Genomic DNA, 1049 nt, shown 5'->3' with positions numbered 1-1049 from the left:
CCGCTGCGCCGGCTGTCGGCGGCGGCCGTGCGGGTGCGGCGCGGCGTCAAGAGCCGCGAGGAAATCCCTGATTTCTCCGACCGGCAGGACGAGATCGGCAATCTGTCGATTGCCGTGCGCGACATGACGAACGCGCTCTATGCGCGCATCGAGGCGATCGAGAGCTTCGCCGCCGATGTTTCCCATGAATTGAAGAACCCGCTGACCTCGCTGCGCAGCGCGGTGGAGACCTTGCCGCTCGCCAAGAACGACAATTCGCGCAGCCGGCTGATGGAGATCATCCAGCACGACGTCAGGCGGCTGGACCGCCTCATCACCGACATTTCGGACGCCTCCCGTCTCGACGCCGAGCTGGCGCGGGATGACGCGGGGACCGTGGACCTGAAGAAGTTCATCACCGACCTCGTCGCCGTCTCGCGTGAAACGACGCGCAACAAGAAGGCGGTCGAGATCGAGCTCAGGGTCGCCAAGCTGCCGCAGGGCGTCAAGGGCTATTTCGTCGTCGGCCACGACCTGCGCATCGGCCAGGTTATCACCAACCTGATCGAGAACGCCCGCTCCTTCGTGCCAGAGGAGCGCGGCCACATCATCCTGTCGCTGGCGCGCACCGGCAAGTTCAACATCCTCACCGTCGATGACAATGGTCCCGGCATCCGTGCCGACAACATCGAGCGCATCTTCGAACGTTTCTACACCGACCGGCCCGCCGGCGAGGCGTTCGGCCAGAATTCAGGCCTTGGCCTGTCGATATCCAGGCAGATCGTCGAGGCCCATGGCGGCACGCTGACCGCCGAGAACATCCCCGGCACCAAGCCAGGCGAGATCAAGGGCGCCCGCTTCGTGGTTACGCTGCCGGCCGAAGCATGATCCCGAAAAGTGGGAACCGGTTTTCGGATCAGATCATGCCTCATGCAAAAATGATCCCGGATATCGCGGCCTTGCGGCCGTCATCCTCGGGCTTGTCCCGTGGATCCGCCGCACAGCGGGACTATGGTGCGAACACTATTGAAAGGCCTGCAGATTCTCGAGATGACGGGGTTGGATCAGGA

1 protein-coding gene is annotated in these 1049 nt (G+C 63.5%); it reads left to right on the top strand.

Translation table 11 applies throughout. From position 1 onward, the window contains the following. A partial coding sequence (locus tag FJ980_RS34040) for a HAMP domain-containing sensor histidine kinase (RefSeq protein ID WP_140547712.1) occupies positions 1 to 867 on the top strand: 867 nt, incomplete at its 5' end. Positions 868 to 1049: the final 182 nt, after the last annotated feature.

The organism is Mesorhizobium sp. B1-1-5, from assembly GCF_006443065.1.
Taxonomy (GTDB): domain Bacteria; phylum Pseudomonadota; class Alphaproteobacteria; order Rhizobiales; family Rhizobiaceae; genus Mesorhizobium.
Note: the sequence above shows the minus strand (reverse complement) of the source record. Positions and strands in the feature narration are given on the sequence as shown.